We start from the raw sequence: 18,887 nt of genomic DNA on the forward strand, positions 1-18,887 counted from the left end.
ATTGTGACCGTTGACGGCACTCGTCCAAAGCCCCGTTCCAGCGTGGAGGACGTCTGGCCCCTTTCGCCGCTGCAGGAAGGGATGCTGTATCACACCGCACTTGACCACGACGGTCCTGACACCTACACCGTGCAGACCGTGTACGGCATCGACGGCCCGCTGGACGCTGCCCGGCTGAGGGCGTCGTGGCAGGCCGTCGTGGACCGGCACGCCGCGCTGCGAGCCTGTTTCCGCTATGTCAGCGGCGCACAGATGGTGCAGGTCATCGCACGGGACGCCGAGATCCCCTGGCGCGAGACGGATCTTTCCGGGCTGCCGCACGACATCGCCGACAGCGAGGTGGACCGCCTTGCCGCCGACGAGGTGTCCCAGCGGCTGCACATCGAGACGGCGCCGCTGATGAAACTGCACCTGATCCGGCTCGGCCCGGAGCGCCACCGGCTCGTGCACACCCTTCACCACGTGCTGGTGGACGGCTGGTCGATGCCCGTCATCCACCGCGAACTGGCCGCGATCTACGCGGCGAACGGGGACGCGTCCGCACTCCCGCCCACCGTGCCCTACCGGGACTACCTCGCCTGGCTGGGCCGACAGGACAAGGAGGCGGCCAAGGCGGCCTGGCGGGAGGAGTTCGCAGGCCTCGACACGCCCACCACGGTCGCCCCGGCCGACCCCACCCGCGTGCCGGACATCGACACGGCGATGATCGAGCTGTCCCCGCAACTGACAGAAGAGCTGGCCGGGCTGGCACGCGGACACGGCCTCACCCTGAACAGCATCGTGCAAGGCGCGTGGGCCGTCGTGCTGGCGCAACTGGCCGGCCGTACCGACGTGGTGTTCGGCGCCACCGCCTCCGGGCGCCCCGGCGACCTCGCCGGTGTGGAGTCGATGGTCGGCCAGCTGCTCAACACCCTGCCGGTGCGGGTCCGGCTCGACGGCGGGCGGCGGGCCATCGAGTTGTTTGCCGAGCTGCAGCGCGACCAGTCGGCACTCATGGCCCACCACCACATCGGCCTGCAAGACGTGCAGGCCGTCGCCGGACCCGGAGCGGTCTTCGACACGCTCATCATCTACGAGAACTTCCCTCGCAAGGGACTCGGCCAGGTGCCCGACGAGGGTCTGACCCTGCGCCCGCTGAAGCGAGGGCGCAACTCCTCGCACTACCCGTTCACCCTGATCACAGGACCCGGCGAGCGGATGCCGCTCATCCTCGACTACGACCGGGGCCTGTTCGACCGCGCGGTCGCCGAATCGGTCGTGGGCGCGCTGGCCCGCGTGCTGGAACGGCTGGCCGCCGAGCCCGATGTGCTCGTCGGCCGTCTGCCACTGCTGAGCGAGACCGAGCGCGCCCTGGTGGTGGACGAATGGAACGCGACCGCGGGCCCGGTGCCCGGCGAATCCGTGGTCGAGATGTTCGCGCGGCGAGTGGCCGCGGCCCCGGACGCGGTGGCGCTCACCGACGCGGGCGGCGCGGATCTGAGCTACGCCGAGGTCGACCGGGCTTCGAACCGGCTGGCCCGCTACCTCGCCGGTCATGGCATCGGCCGCGGCGACCGGATCGGCGTGGCCATGGACAGGTCACCGGACCTGCTGATCGCGTTCCTGGCGATCTGGAAGACAGGCGCGGCGTACGTCCCGGTGGACATCGAGTACCCGGCCGAGCGGATCGCGTTCATTCTCGACGACTCCGCCGTCTCCACCGTCCTGTGCACAGAGTCGACCAGCGGAGTCGTGCCGGAAGGCGCGATCGTCCTCGACGCGCCCGGGACACGGGCAGCCGTCGACGGCTGTGCCGCCACGGCGCCGCAGACCCGGCCGAGCGCCGACGACCTGGCGTACGTGATGTACACCTCCGGATCCACCGGCCTCCCCAAGGGCGTGGGCATCCCCCACGGGGCCGTGGCCGGCCTGGCCGGAGACGAGGGCTGGCAGATCGGTCCGGACGACGGCGTGCTGATGCACGCGACGCACGTCTTCGACCCCTCGCTCTACGCGATGTGGGTGCCGCTCGCCATGGGCGGCCGCGTCCTGCTCACCGAGCCGGGAGTGCTGGACGCGGCCGGGGTACGCCGAGCCGTCGAACGCGGCGCGACCGCCGTCCACCTCACCGCCGGCAGCTTCCGCGCCCTGGCGGAGACGTCCCCGGAGTGCTTCGCGGGTCTGGTCGAAATCGGGACCGGCGGGGACGTGGTCCCCGCCCAGTCGGTGCAGAACCTGCGGCGGGCCCAGCCCGGCCTGCGGGTGCGGAACACCTACGGGCCGACCGAGACCACCCTGTGCGCGACGTGGAAGCCGATCGAGCCCGGCGAGGAACTCGGGTCGGAGCTGCCGATCGGCCGCCCCATGACCAACCGCAAGATCTACGTCCTCGATGCCTTCCTGCGCCCGGTCGCGCCGGGAGTAACCGGCGAGCTGTACATCGCCGGCACCGGGCTGGCCCGCGGATACCTCACCAGCGCGGGCCTGACCGCCGAGCGGTTCGTGGCGTGCCCCTTCCTCGCCGGGGAACCGATGTACCGCACCGGCGACCTGGCGCGCTGGAACCAGCACGGCGAGGTGGTGTTCCTCGGCCGCGCCGACGACCAGGTGAAGATCCGCGGCTACCGGGTGGAGCTGGGCGAGGTGGAGGCCGTCCTCGCGGCCCAGCCCGGGGTGGTCGAGGCCGTCGTCGTGGCGCGGGAGGACCAGCCGGGCGAGAAGCGCCTGGTGGGCTACTTCGTCTCCGACGGCAGCGATGCGGGGGCAGCACAGATCCGGCGGCACATGGCCCAGGTCCTGCCCGCGTACATGGTGCCGATGGCGGTCGTCGCCCTGCCCGGCCTGCCGGTCACCGCCCACGGCAAGGTGGACCGCCGGGCCCTGCCCGCCCCGGACCTCGCGGGACACGCCGCGGAGAAGGCGCCGGAGAGCGAGACCGAGAAGGTGCTGTGCGCCCTGTTCTCCGAGATCCTCGGCGTCGACCACGTGGGGGGCGACGACACCTTCCACGACCTCGGCGGGAGTTCGGCGCTCGCCATGCGGCTCATCGCGCGGATCCGTGAGGAACTCGGCGCGGATCTGCCCATCCGGCAGCTGTTCTCCTCGCCGACACCCGCGGGCCTGGCGAGGATGCTCGCCGCGAAGTCACGCCCCGCGCTGGAAGCCGCCCAGCGGCCGGACCGGGTGCCGCTCACCACCCGACAGCTGCGCGCCTGGCTGCTGGCCGACCCCGGGAAGGACACGGCCGGCCTGCACACGTCGGTCACACTGCGCCTGCGCGGCCGGCTGGACGTGCCCGCGCTCGCGGCGGCGCTCGGCGACGTCGCGGCCCGGCACGAGATCTTCCGTACGACCTTCCCCGGCGACGCACAGAGCGTCCACCAGCACATTCAAGACGGTCTTACGGTCGAGCTGACTCCCGTCCCGGCCACCGAAGAAGACCTTCCCGGGCTGCTCGCCGAGCGGCGCGAGTCGGCGTTCGACCTCACCAAGGACGTGCCGTGGCGATGTGAGCTGTTCGCACTCGCGGAGCGGGAACACGTGCTGCACCTGCGGGTGCACCGGATTCTCGCCGACGACGACTCGCTGGACGTGTTCTTCCGCGACCTGGCGGCCGCATACAGGGCGCGGCGCGAGGGGCGGGTCCCGGAGCGCGCGCCCCTGGCTGTGCAGTTCGCCGACTACGCGATCTGGGAGCAGCGACTGCTCGCGGACGAGAACGAGCCGGGCAGCCTGCCCCACGAGCAGGTCGCCTTCTGGCGGGACAACCTGGCCGGCATCGACGGGGAGACGGTGCTGCCGTTCGACCGCCCGCGGCCGGCCGTCGCGTCGCGCCGGGCCGGTACGGTCGAGCTGCGCCTTGACGCGAGCCCGTACGCCCGGTTGATGGACGCGGCGGAGTCGGCCGGCGCGGACGCCTTCCAGGTGGTGCACGCCGCGCTCGCCATGCTGCTGACGAAACTGGGCGCGGGCCACGACCTGGTGATCGGCACGACGCTGCCCCGTGACGAGGACCTCATCGACCTCGAGCCGATGATCGGGCCGTTCACCCGGCCGGTCGCCCTGCGCACGGAAGTCTCGGGCGACCCGACCTTCCTCGAAGTCGTCACCCGCGCGCAGGAAGCGCTCCGGGCCGCGCAGGAGCACCTGGACGTGCCCTTCGAGCGGCTCGCCGAACTCCTCGACCTGCCCGCCTCGCTCTCCCGCCACCCCGTGTTCCAGGTGGGACTCGAGGTGCTGGAAGAAGGGCTCGGCACCTGGGACGCGAGGGAACTGCCGGGCCTGCGCACCGATGTCGAACCCGGCGGGGCCGAGGCCATGGAGCTGGATCTCGCGTTCAAGCTCACCGAGCGCCTCGACGACGAGGAGTGCATCGAAGGCCTCCTCCGCTACGCCACCGACCTGTTCGAGCGGGACACGGCCGAGTCGGTGGCCCGGCGCCTTGTCCGCGTCCTGGAACAGGTGGCGGAGGATCCCCGGCGGCGGATCAGCGACCTGGACATCTGCCTGGACGACGTCGAACGCGGCCGTCCGGTCATCGCACCGGCGCGGTGGTCGGGGGCCGCGCCCCCGGCGCTCGCCGACCTGGCCGAGGACGGCCCGCTCGGCGCGCTCCTGCTCGACGACCAGCTGAGCCCGGTCGCGCCGGGGGCCGTGGGCGATCTGTACGTCACCGGGCCGACGGTGGACGCGGGCAAGGACGGTCGGTCCACCCTGCCCTGCCCGTTCGGAACTCCGGGACATCAGATGCTGCGCACGGGTCTGCTCGCCCGGAAGACCTCCTCCAAAACCCTGGTCGTCCTGGGCGAGCGGCGGCGCTCGACCCGTTCGGTGAAGACGGGTGACTACGAGGTCCTGCTGCCGCTGCAAGCCGCCGGTGACCGCCCGCCCCTGTTCTGCCTCCACGCGAGCGGCGGCCTGAGCTGGAACTATCAGCCGTTGCTGCGGCACCTTCCGGTGAATCAGCCGGTCTACGGAGTGCAGGCACGCGGCTTGGCGCGTACCGAACCCCTGCCCGACAGCGTCGAGGAGATGGCGGCCGATTACCTGACACACATCCGGGCTGTGCAGCCGACCGGGCCGTACCACCTCCTCGGCTGGTCGCTCGGCGGGCGGATCGCACAGGCGATGGCCGCGCTGCTCGAGGCGGAAGGGGAGGAGGTCGGCCTGCTGGCCCTGCTCGACGCCTATCCCGTCTACATGGGACGGAACGCGACCGGCACGGTCAGCGAAGAAGCCATGCGCGACGAGGAGGCCGTGCAAAAGCGCAAGGAGCAGGACCTGGAACTTGCGGGTGGACTGGTCCAGGGGCCCGGCGTCAGGGAGCGCCTCGAGGCGGTGATGCGCAACCTGTGGGAGGTCGGGCCGCGGCACACCGCCTCGCCCTTCGCCGGCGACATCTTGCTCTTCGTCGCCACGGAGGAGCGGCCGGCGCATCTGCCCGTAACGGAGGCCATAGCGAGCTGGAGGGACTTCACCAGCGGAAGCATCGAGCCCCACGAGATCCCGTCCAACCACTACGACTTGGTGCAACCCGCGGCGCTGGCCCAGATTGGAGCCATCGTCTCCGAGAAGCTCCGTTCTCGACACAAGAGCGAAAGGACACAACGATGAGCAACCCGTTCGACGACGACGAGGGTTCCTTCTTCGTGCTGGTCAACCACGAGGGCCAGCACTCCCTCTGGCCGACCTTCGCGGAAGTGCCTGCCGGCTGGTCCCGTGTCCACGGTGAGGCCCCCCGTCAGGAGTGCCTCGATTACGTCGAGGAGAACTGGAAGGACCTCAGGCCGAAGAGCCTCATCCAGGAAGCCGGCGCCTGAGTGAAAGGTGTCCAACCGCTCAATGCGGACGGTTGGACGGGCTTGACGCCCGTCCAGCCGGCTCGTGACAACCATTCCGCGTCCGAGGGCGGGACGAGGCGAAAGGACCTGTGCAGTGCTCGAGGAGAACAACGTTGTCCGGGGCACGTTCGAAGAGATCAACGTTGACCTGGGCTTGGACATACACCGACGGGACCGGTTCGATCCGGTGCCAGAGCTACGCGCCTTGATGGCCGAGGGCCCCATGGCCGTACTGGGCGTCGAGGACGCCCCCGAAGGGCGGACCGCGTGGCTTGCCGCCGGGTACGACGAGATCCGGCAGGTTCTCGGCTCGGAAAAATTCAGCTCCAAACTGCTCTACCACGGCACCGCGGCCGGTTTCATCTTCCCCGGCTTCCTCACTCAGTACGATCCACCGGAGCACACGCGTCTGCGCCGGATGGTGACAGGCCCCTTCGCCATCCGGCGGATACAGGGGTTCCAGCCGCAGGTCGAGAAGATCGTCGAGGCCACTCTCGACGACATCGAGTCCACCGGTGGCCCCGTGGACTTCGTCCCGCGTTTCGGGTGGCCCATCGCGACGACGGTGACCTGCGACTTCGTCGGCATTTCACGTGATGACCAGGCGGAGCTGTCCCGTGCCCTGCACGCCAGCCGGGCCGAACGGTCGGGTAAGCGGCGCCTGGCGGCGGGAAACAAGTTCTGGGCGTACATGAACCAGGTCGTGACGCGTACCCGCCGCGATCCCGGTGACGACCTGTTCGGCGTCGTGGTGCGCGAGCACGGCGACGAGATCACCGACGCGGAGCTGATCGGGGTGGCCGCGTTCGTCATGGGCGCGGGCGGGGACCAGGTGGCGCGCTTCCTCGCGGCGGCCGCGTGGCTGATGGTCGAGGAGCCCGAGCAGTTCGCCGTGCTGCGGGACAGGCCGGAGACCGTGCCGGACTGGCTGGACGAGGTGGTCCGCTACATCACCAGCGACGAGAAGACCACTCCGCGCATCGCGTTGGAGGACGTGCGCATCAGCGGTTGTCCCATCAAGGCAGGCGACACCGTCACGCCCTCGTTCCTTGCCGCGAACCGCCGGAACTTCCCAGGCCCGGACGACCGGTTCGACATCACCCGGGACAAGCCCGCGCATGTCGCGTTCGGACACGGCATCCACCACTGCCTTGGCCGGTCGCTGGCCGAGATGGTGTTCCGGGTGGCGATCCCGGCTCTGGCGCATCGCTTTCCGACGCTGCGGCTCGCCGAACCGGATCGCGAGATCAAGTTGGGGCAGCCGCCGCTCAACGTGGAAGCCCTGTGGCTCGACTGGTAGCGCCGGATCGCAGGAGGAGAACCGATGGCAGGGAAGGAGCTTCCCGTTGACTGGTGACGACGAGCGCCCCGTCCACATTCGCAGACAGGGCCTCGATCCGGCGGACGAACTGCTCGCCGCGGGACCGCTGACGAGGGTCACTGCGGGATCCGGAGCGGACGCCGAGACCCGCTGGATGGCGACCACGCACGCTGTCGTCCGACAGGTGATGGGCGATCACAAGAGGTTCAGCACACGGCGCCGCTGGGACCGGCGGGACGAGGTCGGTGGGGAGGGCATCTTCCGGCCGCGCGAGCTGGTCGGCAACCTGATGGACTACGACCCGCCGGAGCACACCCGGATGCGGCAGAAGCTGACTCCCGGCTTCACGCTGCGCAAGATGCAGCGTCTACAGCCCTCCATCGAACAGATCGTGACCGAGCGCCTCGATGCCATGGAGCAGGCGGGGTCCCCCGCGGATCTGATCGAGTTCGTCGCCGAGGAGGTGCCCGGGGCCGTGCTGTGCGAGCTCATCGGCGTGCCCAAGGACGACCGGGTGATGTTCCTGCGGCTGTGTCACGCTCATCTCGACGCCTCGCGAAGCCAGAAGAGGCGGGCGGCGGCCGGCGAGGCGTTCTCCCGCTACCTGTTGGCGATGATCGCCAGGGAACGGAAGGATCCGGGCGAGGGGTTGATCGGAGCGGTCGTCGCCGAACACGGCGACGCGGCCACGGACGAGGAGCTGAGGGGCTTCTGCGTCCAGGTGATGCTGGCAGGCGACGACAACATCTCCGGAATGATCGGCCTTGGAGTGCTGGCGCTGCTGCGCCACCCCGAGCAGATCGCAGCGTTCCGAGGCGACGAACGGTCGGCGCGACGGGCGGTCGACGAGCTGATCCGCTACCTGACGGTCACTTACTCCCCGACGCCCCGCATCGCCATGGAGGACGTCATCATCGGGGACCAGGTGATCAAGAAGGGGGAGAGCGTCATCTGCTCGCTTCCGGCGGCCAACCGTGACCCCGACCTGACACCGGATCCGGACCGTCTCGATGTCACGCGCGAGCCCGCCCCGCACGTCGCGTTCGGGCACGGCGTCCACCATTGTCTGGGAGCTGCTCTGGCCCGCCTCGAATTGCAGACGGTCTATACCGCTCTGTGGCGGCGATTTCCCGGGCTGCGGCTCGCGGATCCCGCCCAGGAGAACATGTTTCGCTTGACCACCCCCGCGTATGGACTGACGGAGCTGATGGTCGCCTGGTGACCGCCCGCGGCAGCCGCATTTGTCCACGTGAGGCGCTGGACGTCCCGCTCGATTATAGATGAAACTGAGGCGGCAGCGTGGGCGGGGTGAACTCGCCGGGAATCCCGGTCAGTGAAGGAGATCCCACTCGGCATGAGTCCAGATATCGATGAGGTCGCGCCACTCTTACGAGAGCCCGCGAACTTCAAGATGCGAACGCATTGTGATCCACATGCAGACAATTTCGATCTCAGAGCGCATGGCCCGCTTTTCCGTATTGTCGGTGAGGCGTCCGAGCAGTTGGGCAGAGAATATGTGTGGCAGGCCTTCGGGTACGACGTCGTGCGCAGGATACTGGGCGATCACGAGAATTTCACGACCCGACCCCGGTTCATCCAGGGCGAAACAGCGGAACGCATAGAGCCCCAGTTCGTCGGACAGATATCGACGTACGATCCGCCCGAGCACACGCGCCTGCGGAAGATGCTGACACCGGAGTTCACGGTCCGACGTATCCGCAAGATGGAGCCCAACATACAAGGCCTCATCGACGATCGGCTCGAGATGATGGAAGCCGCGGGACCACCCGCGGACGTCCAGCGGGACTTCGCCGATCCGATCGGCGCGGGCGTTCTGTGCGAGCTGCTCGGCATCCCGCGCGATGACCGGCACGAGTTCGTCCGGCGGCTCAGGCGGAACGTCGATCTGAGTCGCGGGCTCAAGGCGAGGGCCGCCGACAGCGCGGCGTTCAACCGGTACCTGGACAACCTGATCACCCGGCAGCGGAAGGAGCCCGGCGACGGGCTCCTCGGCATGGTCGTGCAAGCGCACGGGGACAACATCACGGACGAGGAGTTGAAGGGCCTGTGCATGGCGCTGATCCTCGGTGGTGTCGAGACCGTCGCGGGAATGATCGGATTCGGGGTCGTCGCGCTCCTGGACAATCCCGGCCAGATACCGTTGCTTTTCGCGGGCCGCGAGAAGGCCGATCGCTTGGTCACCGAACTGGTGCGTTATCTGTCGCCCGTGCAGGGGCCGAATCCCCGCCTGGCCCTCAAGGACGTGGTCATCGACGGGCAGTTGATCAAGGCCGGGGATTATGTGCTGTGTTCGGTTCTCATGGCCAATCGGGACGAGGCGCTGACGCCGAATCCCAACGCCGTCGACGCGGGCCGTGAACCGGTCTCGGACGTCGGATTCGGACACGGCATCCATTACTGCGTAGGCGCGGCGTTGGCAAGGGCGATGCTGCGAATTTCCTATCAGAGCCTCTGGCGACGGTTCCCGGAGCTGCGCCTTGCAGTGCCCATCGGGGAAGTGAAGTATCGAAACGCTTTCGTCGACTGTCCGGATCAGGTGCCCGTGACTTGGTAGCGGTCGAGGGCAGCGAGCGAGGGTGGCGATCGAGCGGCGCACGCTCATGGAACTAGCCGTAATAAATTGGCCCGCAACAGAGGGAATGGTGGCGAGATGTCGGTCGACGAATTCGATGTAGTGGTGGCTGGTGGTGGGCCGGGCGGTTCGACCGTGGCCACACTCGTGGCTATGCAGGGTCATCGGGTGCTGCTCCTCGAGAAGGAGAACTTTCCCCGGTACCAGATCGGCGAGTCGTTGTTGCCTGCCACGGTGCACGGCGTGTGCCGGCTGCTCGGCGTCACGGACGAACTGGCCGGTGCCGGGTTCCCGATGAAGCGCGGTGGCACGTTCCGCTGGGGTGCTCGCCCGGAGCCGTGGACGTTCCACTTCGGCATCTCCGCCCGGATGGCCGGCTCGACGTCATACGCCTATCAGGTCGAGCGGGCGCGATTCGACGAGATCTTGTTGAACAACGCCAAACGCAAGGGTGTCGTCGTACGGGAGGGGTGCGCGGTCACCGATGTGACGGAAGACGGCGACCGTGTCACCGGTCTGCGCTACACCGACCCCGATGGCAGTGAGCGTGCGGTGTCGGCGCGCTTCGTGGTGGACGCGTCGGGCAACAAGAGCCGGCTGTACGGCAACGTCGGCGGCACGCGGAACTATTCGGAGTTCTTCCGCAGCCTGGCGCTGTTCGGCTACTTCGAGGGCGGTAAGCGGCTGCCCGAGCCGGCCTCGGGCAACATCCTGAGCGTGGCCTTCGACAGCGGCTGGTTCTGGTACATCCCGCTGAGTGACACGCTGACCAGCGTTGGCGCGGTCGTGCGCAGGGAGGACGCCGAGAAGGTCCAAGGAGATCGGGAGAAGGCCCTCAACGCCTTGATCGCCGAGTGCCCGATGATTTCGGACTACCTGTCGGACGCGACCCGGGTAACGACCGGAAAATACGGGGAACTGCGGATCCGCAAGGACTACTCCTACCAGCAGACGAACTTCTGGCGGCCAGGGATGGTCCTGGTCGGCGACGCAGCCTGCTTCGTGGACCCGGTGTTCTCTTCCGGCGTGCATCTGGCGACCTACAGCGCGCTGCTCGCTGCCCGGTCGATCAACAGCGTCCTCGCGGGCGAGCTGGACGAGAAGACGGTACTGACCGAGTTCGAGGCGCGGTATCGCCGCGAGTACCAGGTGTTCTACGAGTTTCTCATGTCGTTCTACCAGATGAACGTGAACGAGGACTCGTACTTCTGGCAGGCCAAGAAGGTCACGAACAGCCGGAGCGCCACCGACAGTGAGTCGTTCGTGGAGCTGATCGGTGGGGTGTCGTCCGGTGAGACGGCACTGACGGCGGCGGACAGGATAGCTGAGCGCAGCGCTGAGTTCGCCGCGGCCGTGGATCAGATGGCAGGCGGCGACCAGGAAGACATGGTGCCGATGTTCAAGTCACAGGTGGTCAGGCAGGCGATGCAGGAGGCCGGCCAGGTGCAGATGAAGGCGCTGCTCGGCGAGGACGCCGAGCCCGAGCTGCCGCTCTTCCCCGGCGGCCTCGTGTCCTCACCCGATGGCATGAAATGGCAGCCCTACCAGCAGGCGTGAGGGCTCCGCACTTCCTCGATTCGCCGACGGCCGACCGCGGCGTTCGTCGATCGCGCGTTGAGCAGAGCTGATCCGATCGGTATTCGTCGTTACGTGAGAGAGTGGGTTCACGATGGGCAATTGGAAGATTCTGGCCCTTGAGTTCGATCAGCTCGGGCGGGACCTCCGGCCTGACGAAGAAATCGCGGAAGGTATTGCCCAACAATCTCCGCTCTGGCTGAGGATCTCGAACCTCTTCCAGCGCCACCTGTCGGTGCTGCGGCACCTGCCGCCTGGGCAGTTGATTCTTTGGAAGCTGGAGCACTGGGGGGACAGCACTCCGTTCGATCGGATCCCGATGTCCCCCGACGCGCACCCGGCAACTTATACCAAGGAGCTGCTGAACCTTGGGCATCTGGTGCATCCGTATACGTTCACGCAACGGAATCGGGAGCTGCTTCATCATGACATTCCATTGCTTCGCGAGCTGGATTTCAGCATCGTCCCGATAGCCCAGAAAGTACCTGTCGAAGGTGCCTCGCACGAAGCCCTGCGGGTCAGCTTGAATCTTGATGCAGGCGACACGCTGCTGGGTGCCGGAGGAATGCTGCATCCGGCGAAGGGCATCGACGAGATCGCTGTGTGGTTCCTCCGCAACATCCAGGATCCGAAAACCCATCTCCTGTGCTGTGTCATACCGGACGAGCCTGGTGTGACGGAGGAACTCGTCCGCCGCCGCTGGGAACAGGCGGCCGGCGTGGACTCGTCCCACCGGATTCATGTGCACATGGGCGCGTATCGCCAGTGGGAGTGGATGTGCTCCTTCTATCGGGCAGTCGACGTCATGCTGGTGAACTCGGTCAGCGACTCGTGGGGGCGCATGCTTTCGGAAGCCGTCGGACTCGGCGTGCCGACGCTGGCTCGACGAGCCGAGTGCGCTACGAACGACATCTTTCCTGGTCTTGTCCTCGTGTCTGACTTCGAGAGTCTCTCGCGCGAGGAATTCCGAGCCCTTGCCGACACTGCGCGCGAGCGTGCTCCAGGACTTGCCCGCTACGCCAACACGCACTACGCGGCGCCTGTGGTGGAGAAGCAGTATCTGGAAATGCTGCGCGCGTGGACGCCGGCGGATCGGCTGGCCGACTTCGACCAGCTGGCACAGCAGCCGCATTCGCGTCGCCTCGTCCGAGAAATGATCGACCGCTGAACTGTACGAAGTGATGGTTCCACTGCCGCACCGGGCTGCCCGGCCGCGGTGACCGCGACGTCGTCAACAACCCACTCGTCCCCGAGATGGATGCCTACCAGGAGGTCGGCCGTATGAGTAATCAGCTGGAGCATGGACCGGTCCGGACCACGCGCGCGGACGCTTTGCTGGCCTCTGTAGGGGAGAGAGGCGTTCTGCGCAGTTTCTACGACGAGGACCTAGGGGTCGACCTGATGCTGGAGGCGGACGGCGCCTCGGAGGTACGGGAGATGGCCGCCCACATTCCTCCTGCGTCCGGGTCGGTGCTGGAACTCGCTGCCGGAACGGGTCGGCTGACATTCCCTTTCCTGAAGCTCGGCTTCGAGGTCACCGCACTTGAGCTGTCGACCACGATGATCGCCACACTCCGGAAGGAGTTGGCAGCCGCGCCGGCGGACCTTCGGGACCGGTGCACTGTGGTGCAGGGAGACATGGGCGCCTTCACGCTGGGTAAGCGCTTTGGTGCCGTGGTCATCAGCTACGGCTCGATCAGCCTCCTGGACGACACCCAAAGGCCTGGCTTGTACGCGTCGGTTCGTGCGCACCTCGAGCCCGGAGGGAAATTCCTGGTCAGCATGGCCGATAACGGCATGTGGAAGTCGCAGGAGCGCCAGCAAGAGCTGTCGGGCCGAAGCGGCCGACGGTATGTGTTGCACGCACGGCGGTCACCGGCAGAGAAGATCCAGGACATCACGATCTACCCTGCCGATGACACGTTGGACCCCTTCGTCATCTGCACGAGCCGCTTGAGGCTCCTCGACGCGGATCAGGTGGTACAGGAACTCGAAGAGGCCGGATTCGACGTGGTGGCGCCGACTTCGTTCAGGTCCGACGAGGAGCGTGGCGGCCCTGGCGCGCTGCTACTGGAGGCGTCACTGCGGAGCGATTCCGCATGACTCGCTGAGCCTGGCTCAGGGGAGGCGCGCGGTGATGAGCGCGGCGAGCCGGGAGACGGCCTCCTCGATGAGTTCCGGCGTGAGCAGGCTGATTGAGAGCCGGAGTTGGTTGAACCCGCCCTTGCCGCCGTAGAAGTGGTGCATCGGGGTGAACAGGACGCCGTAGTCGCCGGCGGCGTGCTTCAGCAGCTCGTCGTCGACGACGAAGGGCACGGTGACCGTGACGAAGAACCCGCCCTTCGGCGAGTTCCAGCTGACCCCGGGGCAGCCGCCGAGCCTGCGGGAGAGCTGGCCCAGCGTGTGCTGGAGGTTGCGTTGGTAGATGGCGATTTCCCTGGCGTTGGCCTTGAGCAGACTGAAGTCGTTGAGCAGGAGCTTCCCGGCGATCACCGCTTGCGCGATGGGCGAGGTGTTCACCGTGAGCATGCCCTTGAGCTTCGAGAGCTGATCGGCGAGCAGACCGCCCCCGGTCACGTGCTGATCCGCCACGACGTAGCCGACCCGGGCGCCGGGCATGCCGGTCTTGGCGAAGGAGCCGATGTAGACCACGGCCCCCGACCGGTCGAGCGCCTTCAGCGTGGGCAAGCGCTCGGATCCGTAGACCCCGTACGCGTTGTCCTCCAGGAGCAGGATGCCGCTCGCCTCGGCGACCTCGAGGAGCCGGCGCCGGGCGGGCACGTCCATGCTGGTGCCCGTGGGGTTGGCGAAGTCAGGCGTCACGTAGCAGGCCCGGACTCGCTTGCCCTGCTCTTCGGCATGTTGGAGCTGGAGGACGAGGTCCTGGGGGTCGATGCCGTTCTCGGTGGACCGGACCGGCCAGACCGGGGTGTCGGTCAGCAGCGCGGCCCCGGTCAGGCCGACGTAGGTGGGGGCGGGGGCAAGCAGCACGTCCCGCTCGTCAGCCCGTAGCGCGCGGAAGACCAGGAACATGGCCTCCTGCGCGCCCACGGTGACCACCACGGACTCGGGGTCGGCGCCGATGTCCTCGTCCTCGGCGAGGTGGCGGGCGATGAGATCGGTGATGACGCCCTTCGTGGTGCCGTACTGGAAGAGCGTGCGGGTGACCTCAGCCTCGTCCAGCCCCCGGTCGTTCCGGAGGTGGTCGCAGTAGGCGTCGATGTACTCGTGGATGAGGCGGATGTCGAAGAACTCTTCGTACGGGCGGCCCGCCGCCATGGAAATGGCCACGGGATATTCGCCGATCAGCTCATTCAGCAAGTTCATCGACGAGATGGCCGGATCGGCGAGCGAGCTGTGCAGAGTTTCCATGCTCAAGCGAGTAGAAAGACCGTATGAATCCATGAATGCAAGGGTTTTCCATACCCGGTCGAGATGTCAAGCGCCGGCCGTGGACGCGAATTGATGGCGATTTTCGCTGATGTGTGCCGAGCGTGCCGGAAGTGGTGGATGTCTATGGCTGCTCTTTCAGATGCTCGATATCCGAAGGTACGGTCGCACGCATGCCACAGCATCTGGCGATGACACAACCGTTGCGGGAAACGAGAAATCCGCCGCGCAGTGGACGTGCGGCGAGCGGGGGAGGACCGGCATGTTGATGACAACGGAGAACGGGATTCGGTTGTCATACCACGACCAAGGCGACGCTTCGCCCGTCCTGTTATTGACCGGCACCGGGGCGCCGAGTTCAGTGTGGAACCTGCACCAGGTGCCCGCGTTCCGCGCTGCCGGGTTTCGCGTGATCACCATGGACAACCGCGGGATTCCGCCCAGCGACGCCGGCACGGACGGGTTCACCATCGAGGACCTCGTCGCGGACGTGGCCGCCCTGATCGAGCACCTGGGCGCGGCGCCGTGCCGCGTGGTCGGCACCTCGATGGGCTCGTACATCGCGCAGGAGCTGGCGCTTGCCCGCCCCGAGCTGCTGGACACGGTCGTGCTGATGGCGGCCTGCGGCAGGAGCAGTCTCGTCCAGCGGGTGCTGGCGGAGGCCGAGGCGGAACTGATCGAACGAGTCACCGAGCTGCCGCGGGGGTACCTCGCCGCCGTTCGAGCCCTGCTCAACCTGGGGCCCGCGACGCTCACCGACGACGACCTCACCGCCGACTGGCTCGACCTGCTCGAGGCGTCAGGCATGGAGGGACCGGGAGTCCGCGCTCAGCTGCTCCTGAGCGCGTTGCCCGACCGCCTCCAGGCCTACCGCGGGATCCAGGTCCCCTGCCACGTCGTCTCGTTCGAGCGGGACCTCGTGGCGCCGCCGGCGGCCGGACGGGAACTGGCCGCCGCGATTCCCGGCGCAACGCACCGCACGATTCCCGGGTGCGGGCACTTCGGTTACCTGGAGAACCCGGAAGCGGTGAACCGCGAGCTGATCCGGCTCCTCCGCACCGAGTCCCGCGCGCGATGGGAGAAGACCGCATGACACCCCTTGAGTCAGCCCGCGCCAGTCACCCGGGTCGTGCCAGGCACCCCGTCGACACGAGCGCGGATGCCCGTGGAGCCGCGGAGGGACAAGCATGACCGGCGTGAACCAGCTGCCGTCCACGGCGCCCGCGCTGTTCGAGGCAACCGCCGCGGCGATGCCGGACCGGCCGGCGGCTGCGATGGGTGACACCACACTGACCTACGCCGAGCTGAACGGGGAGGCCAACCGGCTCGCGCGCCGGCTCGTCGAGCACGGCGTCGGCCCGGAACGGCTGGTGGCCACGGTGATGCCGCGGTCGATCGAGTTCGTCATCGCGGTCCTGGCCGTGCTCAAGGCCGGTGCCGCGTACGTGCCCGTCAACCCCGACTATCCGGAGGAACGCAGGCGGCAGATGCTGGACGACGCGTCAGTGCATTGCGTGTTGTCCCTGCCGGGGCAGGATGTGGCCGGCGCTCCCGCGGTCTTGCGCGTGGAACGGGAGCCGTCCCGGAGCGAGCCGAACCTGGACGACCACGACCGGCTCAGCCCCTTGCTCCCCGACCACCCCGCGTACGTCATCTACACCTCGGGCTCGACCGGACGACCGAAAGGCGTGCTGGTCACGCACCGCGGGATCCCGAACCTGGCCGCCGATTACGTGCGCCGCCAGCGGCAACTGCCGGACAGCAGGTTGTTGGCGTTCGCGTCACCCAGCTTCGACGCCTCCGTCGCCGAGTTCTGGCCGATCTGGCTGGCCGGCGGCTGTCTGGTGCTGGCTCCCGCGTCGGACCTGGTCCCGGGCGAGCCGCTCGCCCGGCTCGTGCGTGACCAGGGCATCACCCACATCACCCTGCCACCGACCGCGCTGACGCCGCTGGAGGAGGCCGGCGGCTTACCCGCAGGGCTGACCCTCCTGGTCGCGGGTGAGGCGTGCCCGGCACCGGTCGCGAAACGCTGGGCCACCGACCGCGTGATGATCAACGCGTACGGCCCGACCGAGGCCACCGTCGCGGTGACCGCGAGCGAGCCGCTGACCGGTGAGGGAACGCCGCCGATCGGCAGGCCGATCACCGGCGTCCGTACGTACGTTCTGGATGACCGGATGAGGGTCGTCCCGGACGGGGACGTGGGTGAGCTGTACATGACCGGCCCCGGCCTCGCCCGCGGATACCTGCACCGACCGGCGGCGACCGCGCAGCGGTTCCTGCCGGACCCGTTCGGCGGTCCGGGCGCCCGCATGTACCGCACCGGCGACCGGGTGCGGGCGCGATCGGACGGCCAGCTCGTCTTCGTCGGCCGCGCCGACGACCAGCTGAAGGTCCGTGGTCACCGGATCGAGCCGGGCGAGGTCGAGGCTGCCCTGTTCGACGTGGACGGGGTGGCCCAGGCGGTGGTGATCGAGCACGAGAACAGGCTGGTCGCGTATGTGGTCGCCACGGCGGGCGCGCCGGTGGCCGTCGAACACCTCCTGGCCCGGCTGCGCCGGCGGTTGCCCTCCTACCTGGTACCCGACGTGGTCGTCGACCTGCCGCGGCTGCCGACGTCGCCGAACGGCAAGGTCGACCGAGCCGCCCTGCCCGAGCCCGAGAGCGCCCCACGCGCCACAGCGGGGCGAGCGCCGAACACGCCCACGGAGACCCTCCTGGCCACGTTGTTCGCCGAAGTGCTCGGCGTCAGCAGCGTCGGCGTCGAGGACAGCTTCTTCGAGGTCGGCGGCCACTCGCTGCTCGCGACTCGGCTGGTGGCCCGCATCCGCGAGAGCTTCAACGTGCGGCTGCGAGTGCAGGCCTTCTTCAACGCGCCGACCGTGGCACAACTCGCCAAGGTGCTCGACGGCGCACCGACGTGACCTGGAGACCATCCATGCGGATGACGAAAGCCGCCGAAGAGGTTGATCTCGGCAACCCCGATCTGTACACGACGCTCGACCGGCACACCCGCTGGCGCGCGCTCGCGGCGGACGACGCGATGGTGTGGAGCGAACCGGGCAGTTCGCCGGGCGGGTTCTGGTCCGTGTTCTCGCACCGGGCATGTGCCGCGGTCCTCGCGCCCACCGCGCCGTTCACCTCCGAGTACGGAATGATGATCGGGTTCGACCGTGACCATCCGGACACCTCGGGCGGCCGGATGATGGTCGTCTCCGAACAGCAGCAGCACCGCAGGCTGCGCAGGCTGGTAGGACCGCTGCTCTCCAGAGCGGCTGCGCAGGGGCTCGCGGAGCGAGTGCGGACCGAGGTGGACAGCGTGCTCGACCAGGCGCTCGACGGCGGGGTGTGCGACGTGGCCCCGGCGATCGGCTCACGCGTCCCCGCCGCGGTCGTGTGCGACATCCTCGGCGTACCGGCCGAGGACCAGGACTTGCTCATCGAGCTGACCAATCACGCGTTCGGTGGTGCGGACGAATGGTTCGACGGGATGACGCCGCGTCAGGCACACACCGAGATCCTCGTCTACTTCCACGAGTTGATCGCCGGACGCCGCGAGCGCCCCGGCGCCGACCTCGTCAGCACGCTGGTGGCAGATGACAGCCTCACCACCGACGACGCTCTGCTCAACTGCGACAACGTACTGATCGGGGGCAACGAGACCACCCGGCACGCGATCACCGGTGCGGTGCACGCGCTCGCCACGGTGCCCGGCCTGCTGACCGACCTGCGCGACGGGGGCGCGGACGTCGACACCGTCGTGGAGGAGGTGTTGCGCTGGACCTCGCCGGCGATGCACGTGCTCCGGGTGACGACCGGCGAGGTCACGGTCAACGGCCATCACCTGCTGCCCGGCACGCCGGTGGTCGCGTGGCTGCCCGCCGCGAACAGGGATCCCGCCGTGTTCGACGACCCCGACGCGTTCCGCCCCGGGCGAAGGCCCAATCGGCACATCACGTTCGGCCACGGGGTGCACCACTGCCTCGGTTCCGCACTCGCCCGGATCGAGCTGTCGGTCGTGTTGCGCGTGCTGGCCGAGCGGGTGTCACGGGTGGAACTGGTGCGGGAGCCCACCTGGTTGCGCGCGATCGCCGTGCAGGGGTACCGGGAACTCCCGGTGCGATTCACGGGGCGTTGAGCGGGGGGGGTCCGCCGGATCGTTCCGTGCGAAGCGAAGTGCGTTCCGGGA

12 protein-coding genes are annotated in these 18,887 nt (G+C 68.3%); 11 read left to right on the forward strand and 1 reads right to left on the reverse strand.

Translation table 11 applies throughout. The features are described from left to right. Nucleotides 1–42 precede the first annotated feature (42 nt). The 8 genes from C9F11_RS35170 to mpaM all read left to right on the forward strand — a co-directional run bounded on the left by C9F11_RS35170 (nt 43) and on the right by mpaM (nt 13,411). The gene (locus C9F11_RS35170) at nt 43–5,592 is read left to right on the forward strand and encodes a non-ribosomal peptide synthetase (protein ID WP_269078107.1); all 5,550 of its coding nucleotides are present in this window, start codon (nt 43–45) and stop codon (nt 5,590–5,592) included. Next, a complete protein-coding gene (locus C9F11_RS35175; protein ID WP_138963351.1) occupies nt 5,589–5,798 on the forward strand; it encodes an MbtH family protein in 210 nt (69 codons plus the stop codon). The genes C9F11_RS35170 and C9F11_RS35175 overlap by 4 nt, the downstream gene beginning before the upstream one ends. 115 nt (nt 5,799–5,913) lie before the next feature. Further along, nucleotides 5,914–7,119, forward strand: coding sequence for a cytochrome P450 (locus tag C9F11_RS48970; RefSeq protein ID WP_249402011.1), 1,206 nt, complete (start codon nt 5,914–5,916; stop codon nt 7,117–7,119). Nucleotides 7,120–7,165: 46 nt separating this feature from the next. Continuing rightward, entirely contained in the window at nt 7,166–8,362 is a 1,197-nt protein-coding gene (locus C9F11_RS35185) for a cytochrome P450 (RefSeq protein ID WP_138963353.1), read from the forward strand. A 132-nt stretch (nt 8,363–8,494) separates the two neighbouring features. After that, nucleotides 8,495–9,715 (forward strand): cytochrome P450, encoded by a 1,221-nt coding sequence (locus C9F11_RS35190; protein ID WP_138963355.1) that lies wholly within the window; start codon nt 8,495–8,497, stop codon nt 9,713–9,715. A gap of 96 nt (nt 9,716–9,811) precedes the next feature. Continuing rightward, complete coding sequence (locus C9F11_RS35195; protein ID WP_138963357.1) at nt 9,812–11,290, forward strand: tryptophan 7-halogenase; 1,479 nt, start codon at nt 9,812–9,814, stop codon at nt 11,288–11,290. 112 nt (nt 11,291–11,402) lie between these two features. Next, nucleotides 11,403–12,476: a glycosyltransferase gene (locus tag C9F11_RS35200; RefSeq protein ID WP_138963359.1), complete on the forward strand. Its 1,074-nt coding sequence runs from the start codon at nt 11,403–11,405 to the stop codon at nt 12,474–12,476. 113 nt (nt 12,477–12,589) lie between these two features. Then, complete coding sequence (gene mpaM, locus C9F11_RS35205) at nt 12,590–13,411, forward strand: daptide-type RiPP biosynthesis methyltransferase (RefSeq protein ID WP_138963361.1); 822 nt, start codon at nt 12,590–12,592, stop codon at nt 13,409–13,411. Nucleotides 13,412–13,426: 15 nt separating this feature from the next. Here mpaM and C9F11_RS35210 read toward each other — a convergent pair whose 3' ends face one another. Beyond that, the gene (locus C9F11_RS35210) at nt 13,427–14,680 is read right to left on the reverse strand and encodes a PLP-dependent aminotransferase family protein (protein WP_249402012.1); all 1,254 of its coding nucleotides are present in this window, start codon (nt 14,678–14,680) and stop codon (nt 13,427–13,429) included. A gap of 286 nt (nt 14,681–14,966) precedes the next feature. Here C9F11_RS35210 and C9F11_RS35215 point away from each other — a divergent pair, with 286 nt between their 5' ends. From C9F11_RS35215 to C9F11_RS35225, 3 genes are all read left to right on the forward strand, one after another. After that, nucleotides 14,967–15,791, forward strand: coding sequence for an alpha/beta hydrolase (locus tag C9F11_RS35215; RefSeq protein WP_346347461.1), 825 nt, complete (start codon nt 14,967–14,969; stop codon nt 15,789–15,791). Between the two features lie 94 nt (nt 15,792–15,885). After that, complete coding sequence (locus C9F11_RS35220) at nt 15,886–17,622, forward strand: non-ribosomal peptide synthetase (RefSeq protein ID WP_138963365.1); 1,737 nt, start codon at nt 15,886–15,888, stop codon at nt 17,620–17,622. Nucleotides 17,623–17,636: 14 nt separating this feature from the next. Further along, nucleotides 17,637–18,836, forward strand: a complete 1,200-nt coding sequence (locus C9F11_RS35225; protein WP_138963367.1) for a cytochrome P450 — start codon at nt 17,637–17,639, stop codon at nt 18,834–18,836. The last annotated feature ends 51 nt before the right edge of the window (nt 18,837–18,887 follow it).

Origin of the sequence: Streptomyces sp. YIM 121038, assembly GCF_006088715.1 — a bacterium.
Lineage (GTDB): Bacteria > Actinomycetota > Actinomycetes > Streptomycetales > Streptomycetaceae > Streptomyces.